14 protein-coding genes are annotated in these 15,306 nt (G+C 68.1%); 6 read left to right on the top strand and 8 right to left on the bottom strand.

What is annotated here, in order from left to right; genetic code table 11:
- Positions 1-42 precede the first annotated feature (42 nt).
- The 4 genes from NS4_RS12855 to NS4_RS12840 all read right to left on the bottom strand — a co-directional run bounded on the left by NS4_RS12855 (position 43) and on the right by NS4_RS12840 (position 5,553).
- Positions 43-1,458: a M16 family metallopeptidase gene (locus NS4_RS12855; RefSeq protein ID WP_084487175.1), complete on the bottom strand. Its 1,416-nt coding sequence runs from the start codon at positions 1,456-1,458 to the stop codon at positions 43-45.
- Entirely contained in the window at positions 1,433-3,730 is a 2,298-nt protein-coding gene (locus NS4_RS12850; protein WP_063059751.1) for a polyribonucleotide nucleotidyltransferase, read from the bottom strand. Before NS4_RS12850 ends, NS4_RS12855 begins: the two co-directional genes overlap by 26 nt.
- A gap of 399 nt (positions 3,731-4,129) precedes the next feature.
- On the bottom strand, positions 4,130-4,399 hold the full coding sequence (rpsO, locus tag NS4_RS12845) for a 30S ribosomal protein S15 (protein WP_063059750.1): 270 nt from the start codon (positions 4,397-4,399) through the stop codon (positions 4,130-4,132).
- A gap of 188 nt (positions 4,400-4,587) precedes the next feature.
- Positions 4,588-5,553 carry a bifunctional riboflavin kinase/FAD synthetase gene (locus NS4_RS12840; protein ID WP_084487174.1) on the bottom strand — a complete coding sequence of 322 codons (966 nt, stop codon included), beginning with the start codon at positions 5,551-5,553 and terminating at the stop codon, positions 4,588-4,590.
- Between the two features lie 192 nt (positions 5,554-5,745).
- Between NS4_RS12840 and NS4_RS12835 the strand changes: the two genes are divergently transcribed.
- The 3 genes from NS4_RS12835 to NS4_RS12825 all read left to right on the top strand — a co-directional run bounded on the left by NS4_RS12835 (position 5,746) and on the right by NS4_RS12825 (position 8,558).
- Positions 5,746-6,489, top strand: a complete 744-nt coding sequence (locus NS4_RS12835; RefSeq protein WP_084487173.1) for a metal-dependent transcriptional regulator — start codon at positions 5,746-5,748, stop codon at positions 6,487-6,489.
- A 250-nt stretch (positions 6,490-6,739) separates the two neighbouring features.
- Complete coding sequence (locus NS4_RS12830) at positions 6,740-7,987, top strand: aspartate aminotransferase family protein (RefSeq protein ID WP_063059748.1); 1,248 nt, start codon at positions 6,740-6,742, stop codon at positions 7,985-7,987.
- A gap of 58 nt (positions 7,988-8,045) precedes the next feature.
- Entirely contained in the window at positions 8,046-8,558 is a 513-nt protein-coding gene (locus NS4_RS12825; RefSeq protein WP_063059747.1) for a DUF3830 family protein, read from the top strand.
- A 460-nt stretch (positions 8,559-9,018) separates the two neighbouring features.
- On the opposite strand, the gene NS4_RS12820 is transcribed toward NS4_RS12825, so the two are convergent.
- Together NS4_RS12820 and NS4_RS12815 are read right to left on the bottom strand one after the other, a co-directional pair.
- Positions 9,019-10,422 (bottom strand): amidase, encoded by a 1,404-nt coding sequence (locus NS4_RS12820; protein WP_084487172.1) that lies wholly within the window; start codon positions 10,420-10,422, stop codon positions 9,019-9,021.
- Positions 10,423-10,435: 13 nt separating this feature from the next.
- Entirely contained in the window at positions 10,436-11,401 is a 966-nt protein-coding gene (locus tag NS4_RS12815) for a D-2-hydroxyacid dehydrogenase (RefSeq protein ID WP_063059745.1), read from the bottom strand.
- Between the two features lie 107 nt (positions 11,402-11,508).
- Here NS4_RS12815 and NS4_RS12810 point away from each other — a divergent pair, with 107 nt between their 5' ends.
- The 3 genes from NS4_RS12810 to NS4_RS12800 are packed head-to-tail and all read left to right on the top strand — an operon-like array spanning position 11,509 to position 13,674.
- Entirely contained in the window at positions 11,509-12,228 is a 720-nt protein-coding gene (locus NS4_RS12810; RefSeq protein WP_218020341.1) for a maleate cis-trans isomerase family protein, read from the top strand.
- A 44-nt stretch (positions 12,229-12,272) separates the two neighbouring features.
- Positions 12,273-13,004: a maleate cis-trans isomerase family protein gene (locus NS4_RS12805; RefSeq protein WP_063059743.1), complete on the top strand. Its 732-nt coding sequence runs from the start codon at positions 12,273-12,275 to the stop codon at positions 13,002-13,004.
- Entirely contained in the window at positions 12,991-13,674 is a 684-nt protein-coding gene (locus tag NS4_RS12800; protein WP_063059742.1) for a GntR family transcriptional regulator, read from the top strand. The genes NS4_RS12805 and NS4_RS12800 overlap by 14 nt, the downstream gene beginning before the upstream one ends.
- A gap of 10 nt (positions 13,675-13,684) precedes the next feature.
- On the opposite strand, the gene truB is transcribed toward NS4_RS12800, so the two are convergent.
- Positions 13,685-14,584: a tRNA pseudouridine(55) synthase TruB gene (truB, locus tag NS4_RS12795; protein ID WP_063059741.1), complete on the bottom strand. Its 900-nt coding sequence runs from the start codon at positions 14,582-14,584 to the stop codon at positions 13,685-13,687.
- Positions 14,584-15,252, bottom strand: a complete 669-nt coding sequence (gene npt / locus NS4_RS12790) for a 4'-phosphopantetheinyl transferase Npt (protein ID WP_063059740.1) — start codon at positions 15,250-15,252, stop codon at positions 14,584-14,586. The genes truB and npt overlap by 1 nt, the downstream gene beginning before the upstream one ends.
- Positions 15,253-15,306: the final 54 nt, after the last annotated feature.

Here is a 15,306-nt window from a genome sequence, read left to right as displayed (position 1 = left end):
CGAACACCCCGGATGCCGCTTCGGGTGTCGAACCGCCTCGTTTCAGCTCGCGGCCAGCCGCCGGACCGGCGCCGGGAGATCACGTACCCGCTGATACGGCCCCGCCACCGAGGCGGCGAACGGCCGGGACAGCAATGCCGCCGCGACCTCGCCGACCTCCTCGGTGGTCACCGCGTCGATCCGGGCCAGCGTCTCGGACACGCTGCGGTGGTTACCGTAGCTGAGCTCACTGCGGCCGATCCGGTTCATCCGGGACGCCGAATCCTCCAGCCCCAGTACCAGCCCGCCGCGCAGCGAACCCTTGGCCCGGGCGCATTCGGCGTCGGTGATACCGTCCGCGGCGATCTCCTCGAGCACCCCGCGCGCCAGCGTCGCCACCTCGCCGAGATTCTCCGGCTGACAGCCCAGGTACACCGAGAACGCGCCGGTATCGGCGAAGGTGTCCACGCTGGAGTACACCGAGTAGGCGAGCCCGCGTTCCTCCCGGATCCGTTGGAACAGCCGGGAGCTCAGGCCGCCGCCGACCACCGTGTTGAGCACCGACAGCGGCCACCGCAACTGTCCCTCGTGGCGGCCGTAGGCCCGCACCCCGAACACCAGATGCGCCTGTTCGCTGTCCCGGTTGGACCAGGTCAGCCTCGGCTCGTGCCGGGTACGGAACCGGCCCTCGCGCCGCGGCGCGGGCAGTGCGCCGGGGTCGAGCCGGCCGGCGACCGCACGATGTACCAGTTCCACGGTGTGCTCGTGCTCGATATTGCCCGCGACCGCGACGACCATCCGGTCGGGGGTATAGCGGCGCTGGTGGAAGGACCGCAGCTGGCCCGCGCGCATCCCTTCGATGGATTCCACCGAGCCGATGATCGGCCGGCCGATCGGATGATCGCCGAACAGCGCGGTGAGGAAGGCGTCGCCGACGAGATCTTCCGGATCGTCGTCGCGCATCGCGATCTCCTCCAGCACGACCTGTCGTTCCACATCGACATCGGCCGCCCGGCACAACCCGTTGAGCACCACATCGGTGACCAGATCCACCGCCAGCGGCAGATCCTCGTCCACCACATGGGCGTAGTAGCAGGTCTGCTCCTTGGCGGTGAACGCATTGAGTTCGCCGCCGACGGCATCCATGGCCTCGGCGATATCCAGCGCCGAACGGCTCGGCGTGGCCTTGAACAGCAGGTGTTCCAGGAAATGCGCGGCGCCGGCAACGGTCGGGCCCTCGTCGCGCGAACCGACCCCCACCCATACGCCGACGGACGCCGAACGCACGCCGGGTACATGCTCGGTCACCACGCGCAGACCACCCGGCAGGACGGTACGCCGTACTCCGTGGTCGATATCGACTGTTTCGCCGATCCGCCACACCGATGACGGACCCCCCTGCCCGCTGGGGCGCAGGGGGGTCGTCGTTTTCTGCTCCGTCACCCGACCAGTACTACTCGGTCGGCGCCGCGTCCGCATCGGCGGGCGCCTCGTCGGCGGTCTCGTCGACGGGAACCAGCGAGATCTTGCCGCGGTTGTCGATATCGGCGATCTCCACGCGCAGTTTGTCGCCGACGTTCACCACGTCCTCGACCTTGGCCACACGCTTACCGTTACCCAGCTTGGAGATGTGCACCAGACCGTCACGCCCCGGCAGCAACGAGACGAACGCCCCGAATGCGGTGGTCTTGACCACGGTGCCGAGGAACCGCTCGCCGACCTTGGGCAGCTGCGGATTGGCGATCGCGTTGATCGCGTCGATCGCCGCCTGCGCCGAGGGGCCGTCGGTGGCGCCGACGAACACGGTGCCGTCGTCCTCGATGGAGATGTTGGCGCCGGTGTCCTCGGTGATCTGGTTGATCATCTTGCCCTTGGGCCCGATCACCTCGCCGATCTTGTCGACCGGGATCTTGATGGCGGTGACCCGCGGGGCGTAAGGGCTCATCTCGTCCGGGGTGGCGATGGCCTCGGCCATCACGTCCAGAATGGTGGTGCGGGCGTCGTGCGCCTGGCTCAGCGCACCGGCCAGCACCTGCGAGGGGATACCGTCGAGCTTGGTGTCGAGCTGCAGGGCGGTGACGAAGCCCCGGGTTCCGGCGACCTTGAAGTCCATATCGCCGAAGGCGTCCTCGGCGCCGAGGATATCGGTCAGCGCCACATAGCGGACCTCCTGCGCACCGGCGGAGTTGGTGACGGTGTCCGACACCAGGCCCATGGCGATACCGGCGACCGGCTCCTTGAGCGGCACGCCGGCGTTGAGCAGCGACAGGGTCGATGCGCAGACCGAACCCATGGAGGTCGAACCGTTGGAGCCCAGCGCCTCCGACACCTGCCGGATCGCGTAGGGGAACTCTTCCTGACTCGGCAGCACCGGGATCAGCGCCCGCTCGGCCAGCGCGCCGTGGCCGATCTCGCGGCGCTTGGGCGAACCGACGCGACCGGTCTCACCGGTGGAGTACGGCGGGAAGTTGTAGTGGTGCATATAGCGCTTGGAGGTTTCCGGGCCGAGCGAATCGACCTGCTGCGCCATCTTGACCATATCGAGGGTGGTCACACCCATGATCTGGGTTTCACCACGTTCGAACAGCGCCGAACCGTGTGCCCGCGGCACCACGGCGACCTCGGCCGACAGCGCCCGGATATCGGCCAGACCACGACCGTCGATCCGGAAACCGTCGGTGAGGATACGCTGGCGGACCAGCTTCTTGGTGACCGAGCGGAACGCGGCGCCCAGTTCCTTCTCCCGGCCCTCGAACGCCTCGCCCAGCCGCGACAGCACGTCGAGCTTGATCTCGTCGATCTTCTCTTCGCGCTCCTGCTTACCGGCGATGCCCAGCGCCTCCGAAAGCGGCGCGTTCGCGGCCTCGTCGACGGCGGCGTAGGCGTCGTCGGCGTAGGGCGGGAACAGCGGGAATTCTTCGGTGGGCTTGGACGCCAGCGCGGCGAGGTCCTGCTGGGCCCGGCACAGCCGCGCGATGAACGGTTTGGCGGCCTCGAGGCCCTCGGCGACCACGGTCTCGGTCGGCGCCTGGGCGCCACCGTCGATCAGGGCGATGACGTTCTCGGTGGCCTCGGCCTCGACCATCATGATCGCGACATCACCGGTTCCGGTGACCCGGCCGGCCACGACCATATCGAAAACAGCCTTCTCCAGCTGCTCGTTGGTCGGGAAGGCCACCCACTGGCCACCGGCGGCGGTCCCGGCCGCCGGATCGTTGATCAGCGCGACCCGCACGCCGCCGACCGGCCCGGAGAACGGCAGACCCGCGATCTGGGTGGACGCCGAAGCCGCGTTGATCGCGACCACGTCGTAGAGATCCTTCGGATCCAGGCTCAGCACCGTCACCACGACCTGGATCTCGTTGCGCAGGCCGTCGACGAACGACGGACGCAACGGCCGGTCGATCAGGCGGCAGGTCAGGATCGCGTCGGTGGAGGGGCGGCCTTCACGCCGGAAGAACGAACCGGGGATCCGGCCCGCGGCATACATCCGCTCTTCGACATCGACGGTCAGCGGGAAGAAATCGAACTGGTCCTTGGGGTGCTTACCGGCGGTGGTCGCCGACAGCAGCATGGTCTCGTCGTCCAGGTAGGCGACGACCGATCCGGCGGCTTGTTTCGCGAGCCGGCCCGTTTCGAAGCGAATCGTGCGGGTGCCGAAGGCGCCGTTGTCGATCAACGCGACGGATTCGAAAACACCCGGTTCGACCTCGATGGCCGAGCTGTTCGAGCGTTCAATCGTTTCTGGCATATCTCTGTTCTCAACCTCTCGTCTCGCCGGATCCAGGCGCCGAAGTGGCGCGATCCGGCTGTGTCAGCCGTACCAGGTTCGAACGCGGCGCGTCGGCGGAACCGCGGTGACCGTCGGGGTCAGCGGTGGCCGTATTCGTGCTGCGGCGCGTACACCCGGCCGGGCTCCCCTTGGAGCCGGCGACGCGGAGGCGGTCATCGATCGAAGCTCTCCGGCGCATCTGTGTCCGGGCCGAAAAGCCACTACCGAAGACCGACGCCACGAGCGCGGGTGTGCACGGCTGGTTCTGTCGTTCCGTGCCCGGCTACCCGGTACACGAAAATGCCGACGAGGCGATTGTATGCGCCCCGTCGGCATACGTACCGCCCGGCTCGTGGAACCGGGCGTGTTCAAGATCGATCAGCGGCGCAGGCCGAGGCGTTCGATCAGGCTGCGGTACCGGTTGATGTCCTTGTCCTGCAGGTACTTCGACAGCCGCTTGCGGCGGCCGATCAGCGCCATCAGACCGTGCCGGGTGTGGTGATCGTGCTTGTGCACCTTGAGGTGCTCGGTGATCTCGGAGATCCGCTTCGACAGCAGCGCGATCTGCGCCTCCGGCGAACCGGTGTCGGTCTCGTGCAGACCGTACTCCGCGAGGATCGACTTCTTCTGCTCGGTGGTCAACGCCATGGGGCATCCACTCCTATTTCTCAGTTCCGCGCGCAATTGGCCCGGTGACCGCGCCACCGGCGGGCTCGCCCGAGGCGTGCACCGTCGTGGTCCGGCCGGATAACCGGGTGGGGCGCCGCCGCGGACCGCAGCAGACCCGACGGGCCACCTTACCCGAGCCGATCCCACCCACCCGCGCCGGGCCGCGATCAGCTTCCGGAACCGAGGACCTTGCGGGTCGTGTCCACGTCCCGGCCCATGACCGCGACCAGTTCGTCGACCGAATCGAATTTCCGCATACCGCGCAGATGATCCACGAAATCCACGGCCACGTGCTGCCCGTAGAGATCGGCCTCGCGGTCCAGGACATAGGCCTCGACCGTACGGGCCCGCCCGGAAAAAGTGGGGTTGGTGCCGACCGAGATGGCGGCCATCACGGGCTCCCCTGGAGTCACGGTGCCGATGGTCGGCCCGGGGCCCAGCACGGTGAACCATCCCGCGTAGACCCCGTCGGCCGGGATGGCGGCATGCATGGGCGGCGCGACATTGGCGGTGGGAAAACCCAGCGTGCGGCCGCGACCGTCGCCGCGCACCACCACACCCTCGACCCGGTGCGGACGGCCCAGCGCCTCGGCGGCGGCGGCCATATCGCCGGCATCTACACAGGCGCGGATGTAGGTGGAGGAGAAGGTGACGGCGTGTTCGCCCAGCAACGTGACCCCGTCGACCTCGAAGCCGAACCGGCCGCCGAGCTCGCGCATGGTGTCCACGGTGCCCGCGGCCTTCTTACCGAAGGTGAAGTTGTCGCCGACCACCACTTCGCTGACATGCAACCGCTCCACCAGCAGGTCGTGCACGTACTCGCCCGGGGTGAGCTTCATGAAGTCGTGGGTGAAGGGCATGACACAGAAGACGTCGACGCCCAGTTCCTCGGCGAGTTCGGCGCGGCGGGTGAGCGTGGTGAGCTGCGCGGGATGGGAACCGGGCCGGATCACCTCCATGGGGTGCGGATCGAAAGTCATCAGTACCGCCGGGACACCACGCGCGGCAGCGGACTTCACCGCACGGCTGATCAACTGCGCGTGTCCGCGATGAACACCGTCGAACACGCCGATCGTGAGAACGCACCGCCCCCAGTCCGCGGGTACGTCGTCGAGACTTCGCCACCTCTGCACAGACGCCAAGCCTACGCAAACATGCGGCCGTACCGTATTCGGGTGCGACCGGTGTTCGACTGCGCAACATCCGGGCGAACGCCGGGTTTCCCGGAGACTGCGCACGGTGGGTACCTTCGCTTGCGCTCCGGCCATGCGCCGGCTATGGATGGACTCCGCCCGACAGCGCCATCTAGGTAGATCGCCCAGGGAATGCTTAAGCTCGTGATTGTGCCCGGAAAACGAGATATCGCCACCCGACGGGACCTCGCCGACGCCGGGGAATCGGTCGCTCCGGGGCTGTCGTCGGTGGCCCAGGACTATCTGAAAGTCATCTGGACCGCCCAGGAGTGGTCACAAGAACGGGTGAGCACCAAACTGCTCGCCGAGCGGATCGGCGTTTCCGCGTCGACGGTGTCGGAGGCCGTGCGCAAACTATCGGACCAGGGCCTGGTCGAGCACGCCCGCTACGGATCCATCACCCTCACCGAGGAGGGCCGCCGCGCCGCCATCGATATGGTGCGCCGGCACCGCCTGATCGAAACCTTCCTGGTGAGCGAGCTGGGTTACGGCTGGGACGAGGTGCACGACGAGGCGGAGATCCTCGAACACGCGGTCTCGGATCTGCTGATGGCCCGGATCGACGCGAAACTCGGTTTCCCGGACCGGGATCCGCACGGCGACCCGATCCCGTCGGTGGACGGTGCGGTGCCCACTCCGCCCGCGCGCCGGTTGATCGATTTCGAGGCCGGCGAGTCGGGTCGGGTGGCCCGTATCTCCGATTCCGATCCGGAGATGCTGCGGTATTTCGATTCGGTGGGCATCTCCCTGGACACGGTGATCGTCGTGGTGGAGCGGCGAGATTTCGCGGGCACCATCGCGGTGCGGATCGGGCGTGAGGAATCGGTGACAGATCTGGGCAGTATCGCCGCCGAGGCCATCTGGCTCCGAGAGTGATCAGGGCGCGCCCCGGCCCCACCGGACGACCGGGGCGCACAGAGTGGATCGCCGTGCGACACGCCGGGACCACGACAGGCCGGCGGAGGAGATAGACAACCGACGCGCACGGCGTAACCATTGCCGCGGGCAGCGCCGCCGTGCTATTCATATTGTCAACAATCCGACAATTTTCCGAGTGGCTTCCACTCGGCCTCGCACACCCGTCGGTCCGGCGCGCCGCACCGACTGTCCCGGGAGGCGGAACATCATGGCCGAACTTTCCCCGATCCTGAAACAGGCCACACCGGTCACCGTCGATCACGGCGCCGGTTGCTACCTCTACGACGTCGACGGCCGCCGGTTTCTCGACTTCACCGCCGGTATCGGCGTCACCAGTACGGGCCACTGCCATCCCCGGGTCGTCGCGGCGGCTCAGGAACAGGTCGGCAAGCTGATCCACGGCCAGTACACCACCGTGATGCACCGCCCGATGCTGGAACTGACCGAACGTCTGGGCACGGTGCTGCCCGAGGGACTCGACTCGGTCTTCTATTCCAACTCCGGTAGCGAAGCCGTGGAAGCGGCACTGCGGCTTGCCCGGCAGGCCACCGGCCGGCCCAATGTGATCGTCTTCCACGGCGGTTTCCACGGCCGCACCGTCGCTGCCGCCACCATGACCACCTCCGGCACCCGCTTCTCGGCCGGTTTCAGCCCCCTGATGTCGGGTGTGCATGTGGCGCCCTTCCCCACCGCCTTCCGGTACGGCTGGACCGAAGCCGAGGCCACCGCCTTCGCGCTGCGCGAACTCGACTACATCTTCGCCACCCTCACCTCCCCCGCGGAAACAGCCGCGTTCATCGTGGAGCCGGTACTCGGCGAGGGCGGCTACATTCCCGGCACGCGCGAGTTCTTCCAGGGGCTGCGCGAACGCGCCGACCGCTACGGCATCCTGCTCGTCTTCGACGAGATCCAGACCGGCTTCGGCCGCACCGGAAAATTCTTCGGTCATCAGCATTTCGACGTCCGCCCCGATGTGATCACCATGGCGAAAGGTCTGGCCAGCGGCTTCCCCATCTCCGGAATCGCCGCCTCGGCCGAGCTCATGGGCAAGGCCTGGCCCGGATCGCAGGGCGGCACCTACGGCGGTAACGCCGTGGCCTGCGCGGCCGCACTGGCCACCCTGGAGGTGATCGAGTCGGAAGGGCTGGTCGCGAACGCGGCGGTCCGCGGTGAACAGCTGCTGGCCGGTGTGCGCGCGGCCGAAACGAAAGCCGTCGGCGACGTCCGGGGTCTCGGCCTGCTGGTGGGCTCGGAATTCACCACCCCCGACGGCACCCCAGACCGGGAAACCGCCACTGCCGCACAGCAACTGGCCGCCGCCAAAGGCCTGTTGCTGCTGACCTGCGGGGCCCATATGAACGTGGTGCGGATGATCCCGCCGCTCATCGTGTCCGAAGCCCAAATCGCCGACGCCCTGACCATCTGGTCGGAGGTCCTCGCCGAACTGGACAGCTGACCCGCGAAATCTCCGGCATCGTCGCCGGCCCCACCCGTACGACGCCCAGGACGGATCGATGGCCCGCTACATCACGATCACCCTCACCAAGACCGGACTCACCTGCCGTGCCCGTCTCCTCGACGACGAGGCGCCACGTACCTGCGCCGCGGTATGGGAGGCCCTCCCTCAGGAAGGGGATGCCTTCCACGCCAAATACGCTCGCAACGAGCTGTACACGCTGGTGCCCCGGATCCCCGGCGCCCCGCGCCGGGAGAATCCCACGGTCACCCCGATCCCGGGTGATGTCTGCCTGTTCGACTTCGAGCCCTGGGAGATCGGCAATCCGGCCTATGGGTACGAACCCGGGTCGACCGCCCACCACGATCAGGGCGCCACCGATCTCGCCGTGTTCTACGGTCGCAACAACCTGCTCATCAACGGCGATCTGGGCTGGGTACCCGGCAATGTCTTCGCCACCATCGAGGAGGGCCTGCCGGAACTGGCCACCGCCTGCAACGCCCTCTGGTTGCACGGGGTGGCCGGCGAAACCCTCGCCTTCGCCCGGGCCCGAGAGCCGGAGGCCACCTAGGCACCGAGCGCGCGGACGGTACATATCAGGGGCAGCACCGTGCCCGCGTTCACCATGAAATACCGCAGCAGCGTGAACTCGGTCGAAGACAACGCCCGGGTGGACTGCCCGCCTCACCCGAGCAGCTTCACCCCGTGCCAGGTCGATCCCGCCATCGGAGTCTTTCCGAGGCCGGGATCGTCGCCGACCAGTGCGGCGAGTTCACTCGGGGACGGGAAGTCCACGTCGTCCGGTGCCGCTCCGTCTTCTCGCCCGGCCCCCGCAGGACGAACTCGGACGCACCCGTGCCCATATCGGCGAAGCCTTCGGACTCACTCCTGGTCAAGCGGGTCGAAGAGCGCCTGATCTCGACCAGAGCCCTGGCCACAGGGTTGCTCACACTGGTCGCATCGCTGCGATAATCGCCATAGTGGCTCGACCGCACCAGAATGATCGGCACGGCATATCGCGGCCTGCTCGTTCAGCGCGCGGACAACACCGCCTCCGCGAACCGCCCTACCGCGAGAACCAGATCATCGGAGTGCCGGGGGCCGACGATCTGCAACCCCACCGGCATACCGTCGCGCGTTCGCCCGGCCGGAATGCTGAGCGCGGGCTGCTGGGTGAGATTGAACGGGTAGGTGTAGGGCGTCCAATCCGGCCAATCCGACATATCGCTGCCGGGTGGCACGTCATGGCCGGCTTCGAACGCAGTGATCGGCACCGTGGGCGTGAGGAGAATGTCGTAGGCGGTGTGGAACGTCCCCATGGTGATCGCCACCTGGGCGGCCACCGCGCGGGCGTCGAGATAGTCGGTCGCGGTGAGGGTTTCACCGTGTTCCCAGACCCGACGCAGGCCGGGGTCGGCGTTCTCGCGCGCACCCGCCGGGAAGGTCGCCAGCATCGCCGCGGCCCCCGCGGCCCACATCACGTCGAAGGCGTCGCGCGGGTCGGGGAAACCGGGGTCGGTGACCGAGACACGCAGCCCGGCGGTCTCGAGTGCGTCCACGGCCCCCGACACGATCGCCTCGACTTCCGGATCTGGCCGCACGTAGCCCAGCGTCGGCGAATAGGCGGCGGTCACGCCACGGACATCGCGCTGGATCTGGCCGCGGAAGGTGGTCAGCGTGGGCGCGAGCGCGGTGGGATCGCGTGGATCCTGGAGGGAGAGAATATCGAGCAGCAGTGCCGCGTCCTCGACCGTGCGGGTCAGCGGCCCGCCGTGGGCGAGCGGGCCGAAAGGGCTGGCCGGATACAGCGGGATGCGGCCGTGGGTGGGTTTGAATCCGACGATGCCGCAGAACGCGGCCGGGATGCGCACGCTGCCGCCGCCGTCGGTACCCACCGAAACCGGACCCATCCCGGCGGCGACCGCCGCGGCGCTACCGCCGGAGGATCCGCCCGCGGTCCGGGTGGGGTCGACGGGGTTGCGGGTGATCCCGGTGAGCGGACTGTCCGTCACGCCCTTCCAGGCGATCTCGGGTGTGGTCGTCTTCCCGACCATCACCATCCCGTCCTCCCGCACCCGCGCGGCGACAGGACTGTCCACCGGCCACGGACCCTCCGGGCCGATGCTTAGCGAGCCGCGCCGGGTGGGCCAGTCCTCGGTGAGGAAGATGTCTTTGATCGAGATCGGTACACCGTCGAGCAGGCCGCGGACGTGCCCGGATTGCCAGCGGGCCTCTGATTCCTTGGCCTGCACCAACGCCCGGTCGGGATCGACGAGACAATAGGCGTTGATATCGGCATCGCGGGCGGCGATGGCCGCGAGTACGGCCTCGGTCGCTTCGACCGGGGACAGCGTCCCGGCGGCATAGGCCGAGACCAGTTCCACCGCGGTCATCTCGACAGGGTCGGTCGGTCGCGGGGTCTCGGGTCGGCTCATCTTGGGCCCTCCTTCAGCCGGGCACGTACCCGAGCGTTTTGTCGACGACATTGTCCAGCGGACGGCCGGTCGACCAGCGGTCGAAGTTGGCGGCGAACGCGGAAACCATCTCGGCGCGCCAGCCGATGAAGTCACCGGAATTGTGCGGTGTGATCCGCGCGGTGGGCAGGGTCCACAGCGGATGGCCGGACGGTAGCGGTTCCGGGTCCACCACGTCCAGCGCGGCGCCGGCGATTCCACCCGAACGCAGGGCGGCGACCAGGTCGTCGGTCACCACGAGTTCGCCGCGGCCCACATTGATGAAGCGGGCGTGGGGTTTCATGGCGCCGAACGCGCGGGCATCGAACATATGCCGGGTGCGGTCGGTGAGCGGGGCGATGGCGATCACATAATCGGCACAGGGCAATTCGGAGTAGAGATCGGTGGTCACGACGCCGAAATCCGGATCGGCGTGGCGAGCCCGGCGACCGACCGCGCGTACCCGCATCCCGGTGGCGCGCAGCAGTCCGGCGATGGCCCGGCCGATCGCCCCGGTGCCGACGACGAGCGCGGTGGCGCCCGCGATACGCTCGGATTCGCGGTGCTGCCAAATCTGTTGCTGCTGTAAGCGGTGAGAGCCGGTGAGATCCTTGGCGAAGTCGAGGATCTGTCCGAGGACGTACTCGGCGATCGCGGTGTCGAAAACGCCCCGGGTGTTGGTGACGACCACGTCGCTTGCGCACACTTCGGGGAACAGCACGGTATCGACACCGGTCGCGGCGACATGGATCCACTGCAGCCGATCGGCCGCCGGCCACGCGGCGGGTAGCGCGCGCGTCTGGAAGTCGTGGACGAAGAGCACCTGGGCGCCGGGTAGCGCGTCCGCCAATCCGGCGGAGTCGGTGTACCGCACAGTGGCCCGCGCACTCACCGGCGCCATGAGGGCCGGATCGGGCGGACGGCCACTGTGCACAACGGTGACAATCGGTCCCGATTCCATATTGACACGGTATGGTCACATCGTATGATTGTCAACAATCCGATCGTTCTCGGAGGTCTTCCCGGCTGAGTGCGAGAGGGGCCGCAGTGGAGTTCGATTTTCCCGATATGGAGGGCCCGGTCGCGCAGCGGGGCATCGGTGTCATCGCACCGTTCGATCTGGCGCTCGAGCGCGAACTCTGGCGCTGGGCACCGCTGGAGGTGAGCCTGCACCTGGCCCGGACACCGTACGAACCGGTGCCGGTCTCGCTGGCCATGGCCGAACTGGTCTCCGACGCGGTGCATCTGACCGCAGCCACGCGCAATGTGCTGCATGTCGAACCCGAGGTCGTCGCCTATCTGTGTACCTCGGGCAGTTTCATCAAGGGCATCGACTACGAACGCTCGCTGCGCGACACCATCTGCCGCGCCGGGGCCGCGAACGCCGTCACCACCTCCGGCGCGCTGCTCGAGGCCGTCCGCCATCTCGACATCGGCCGGATCTCGATCATGACCCCCTACGACGAAGTGCTCACCGGCAAACTGCGCGATTTCCTCGACGAGGCCGGGTGCACAGTGGTCCGTTCCGAACACCTGGGCCTGGGCGGCGGTATCTGGAAAGTCAACTACCGCACCATCGCCGAACGGATCATCGGCGCCGACGACCCACAGGCCGAGGCCATTTTCGTCAGCTGCACCAACCTGCCCACCTACGACATCATCGAACCTCTGGAAAAGGCGTTGGGCAAGCCGATTCTCACCGCCAACCAGCTCACCATGTGGGCCTGTCTCGGCCGGATGAAACTGCCCATGATGGGCCCCGGCCGATGGCTGCTGGAGGTGTTCTGACCATGCCGGACCCCGGCAGAACCCGATCCAGGAACGGAGAACCCATGACGGCACCCACGATCGGTTTCATCTATCCCGACCACGCCGCCGAGGACGACTACCCACGCGCGGAAACGCTGCTCGGCGTCCGGCTGCCGGTGGCCCATATCTATGGCACCGACCTGCACGCGATCCCCGAGTTGCTGGATCTGGGCAGCCCGGACAAACTCCGGCACGGAGCCGAGCAGCTCGCCGCCCGGCAACCCGACGCGGTCGTCTGGGCCTGCACCTCGGGCAGTTTCGTCTTCGGCCCGGACGGGGCCCGCGAACAGGTTCGCGGGCTGGCGGACGCCGCGGGCGTACCCGCCTCCAGCACCAGCTGGGCCTTCGTCTCGGCGGCCCGAGCGCTCGGTGTGCGCAAGGTGGCGGTGGCGGCGAGCTACCCGGACGAGGTCGCACGGCTGTTCGCCGATTTCCTGGCCGACGCCGGGATCGAGGTCGTCGCGTTCCGGAGCGCGGGTATCGAAACCGCGGCGGAGGTCGGCACGCTCACCGGCGAGCAGGTACTCGAACTCGCCGTCGCGAACGACCACCCCGACGCGCAGGCACTACTGATCCCCGATACCGCCATGCACACGCTCGAGGTACTGCCGCGGCTGGAAGAAGCGCTGGGCAAACCGGTGCTCACCGCGAACCAGGTCACCATCTGGGAAGGATTGCGGCTCGTCGGCGCAACCCCGATATCGTCGTCGCTGGGCGCATTGTTCGCGGAAGGGTCTGAACATGTCGGTGGTTGATTTCGAACCGGTCGATCAGCGGTCCACCGCCGAAGTGATCGCGGACAAACTACGCGAGGCGATCGTGCGCGGCGCGCTGGAACCGGGCGCCCAGCTGGGCGAGGCCGATCTGGCCGCGCAGTTCGGGGTCTCCCGGGGGCCGGTCCGGGAAGCCATGCAGCGCCTGGTGTCGGAAGGATTGCTGCGCAGTATCCGAAATCGCGGCATCTTCGTCATCGAGCTGACTCTCGCCGATGTGGTCGATATCTACCGTGCGCGCACCGCCATCGAAGGCGGAGCGCTCACCCTCATCCTCGACGGCCGCCGGGAGATCGCCTACGAGGCACTGGGGCCGAGTGTGCAGGCCATGCTCGACCGGGCCGAGGCCGGGGACGCCGCGGGCGTTTCCGATGCCGACCGGCAGTTCCACGAGGCACTGGTGGCGGCCGCCGGCAGCCCACGGCTGGTCCGGGCGGCGCGCACACTGCTGATCGAGACCCGGATGTGCCTGGGCGCCCTGCAGACCACCTACCCGGACCTGGGGGTCCAGGCGCAGGAGCACGTGACGTTGCGCGAGGCGATCGGTGCCGCCGCGGCGCCCCGGGTACACCGGCTCCTGCGTGACCATATGGACGACGCGGTCCAGCGGCTGCGCGGCCGGTACACCGCCGCCGAACCGATCCCCGGCTGACTGTCGACGATCAGTCGATCAGGCCCCGCGGCCGCACCACCAGGACCGGCGAGGCACGATTGCCCTTCTCCTGGAGCAGCGCGATCACCTTCTCGTCCGCGGTGCGGGCGGCGTATACCCCCGCTGTCCCGACCGGCTCCAGCCAGCGCCCGTCCCGCAGTTTCTCCGTCTCGGCGGCATCGATCGTGCGATGCGGGAAGCACAGAGCCACCGCGGCATCGATGTCCAAACCGGGCACCGGGTCCTCGGCCAGCTCCTCCAGCGTGCGGGCGTGCTCCAGCGTGAACGGACCGACCCGGGTCCGCCGCAATGCGGTCAGATGGCCGCCCACCCCGAGCGCCGCACCCAGATCGCGGGCGAGTGCGCGCACATAGGTGCCCGACGAGCAATCGACCACTACATCCAGATCGACCAGGCCCTCGTCCGGAAGGTCGCGCCGCGCCAGCACCTCGAACCGGGAAACGGTGACCGGACGCGCCGCGAGTTTCACCTCTTCGCCGGCCCGGTGCCGAGCGTAGGCGCGCTCCCCGCCGACCTTGATCGCGCTCACGGTGGCCGGCACCTGCCGGATCTCACCGGTGAGTGTGGCGATTACCCGCGCGATCTCGGCGTCGTCGATACCATCGGCCGCCGTGCCGGTGAGCACCTCACCCTCCGCGTCGTCGGTGGTGGTGGACCGGCCCAGGCGAATGGTCGCGGTATAGCTCTTCGTGGTGAGGGTGAGCAGTCCCAGCAGTTTGGTGGCACGTTCCACCCCGAGCACCAGTACCCCGGTCGCCATGGGATCGAGCGTGCCCGCGTGCCCGACCTTCTTGGTGCGCAGCAATTTCCGCGTTTTCGCCACGATATCGTGGCTGGTCGGGCCCTCCGGTTTGTCGACGATCAGCAGACCGCCCAGCAGATCCGCCATCAGCTGTGCGCGATCGCGGTGACGATGAAGCCGCCGGTGATCCGCCAGCGCCCGTCGAACGAGGTCAGCGGCAACCCGCCGTCACCGGTCTGCCCGGGTACCAGCAGCTGCGAGCGGAAGGTCCCCGAGCCGGTGTTGTCGGTGGCCTCGTCCACGGTGAAGGTGATGTGCGCGTCCTCGAAACCGAGCCAGCGAGTGGTGAGCGGGAACCACGCCTTGTAGGTGGCCTCTTTGGCGCAGAACAGCAGGCGGTCGAGGTGCAACGGGGAGTCGCTGGTGCGCAGCCATTCCCGTTCGGCGGGCAGGCTCACCGAGTCGAAAACTCCCTCGGGCAAGGTGTCGTGTGGTTCGGCGTCGATCCCGATCGACCGGTAGCGCATCTTGTGGGCCAGCGCCGCTCCGCGGAAACCGTCGCAATGTGTGAGGCTGCCCACGATTCCGCGCGGCCACACCGGTGCACCCCGCTCGCCTTTGCCGATCGCCACCGCCGGTTCGCCGAGCTGCGCCAGGGCCTGACGGGCGCAGTGCCGCGCACCGATGAAATCACGTCGCCGCTTGTCCACCGATTTCGCGATGAGGTGCTCCTCGGCGGGATGCGGTTTCAGATCCTCCGGATAGTCGAGCAACTCGGCGGAGGCGACATCGGCGGGCAGGATTGTCTCGATCATCGTCGCCGAGCCTACTGGGTGCGCGCCCGGCGACGCCGGGCACCGCCCACGTGC

The sequence above is a fragment of the Nocardia sienata NBRC 100364 genome (assembly GCF_001613205.1).
GTDB lineage: Bacteria > Actinomycetota > Actinomycetes > Mycobacteriales > Mycobacteriaceae > Nocardia > Nocardia sienata.
The sequence above is the reverse complement of the archived record's forward strand: the minus strand, read 5'-3'. Positions and strand labels throughout refer to the sequence as shown.